The sequence below is a fragment of the Streptomyces sp. DT190 genome, from assembly GCF_049846985.1.
Lineage (GTDB): Bacteria > Actinomycetota > Actinomycetes > Streptomycetales > Streptomycetaceae > Streptomyces.
The window spans coordinates 1-255 of record NZ_JBNCNM010000093.1 but is presented as its reverse complement, the minus strand read 5'-3'; the positions used below and the strand labels follow the sequence as shown (position 1 = coordinate 255).

Below are 255 nucleotides of genomic sequence, written 5' to 3'. Positions count from 1 at the left end.
CTGGGCCGGCACCGAGGACGGCACCCGTGAGCCCGACGTCGTCCTGGCCTGCGCCGGCGACGTCCCCACCCAGGAGATCCTCGCCGCCGCCCACCTGCTGCGTCACCACCTGCCCGAACTGGCGGTGCGCGTGGTCAACGTCGTCGACCTGGCCCGGCTGCTGCCGCAGGAGGAGCACCCGCACGGCATGCCGGACGCCGAGTACGACGCCCTGTTCACGACCGGCAAGCCGGTGATCTTCGCCTACCACGGCTA

At 72.5% G+C, this 255-nt stretch carries 1 pseudogene; it reads left to right on the top strand.

The window, feature by feature from the left end:
* Positions 1–255, top strand: a pseudogene (locus ACPXCS_RS39745) (phosphoketolase); the annotation flags it as partial.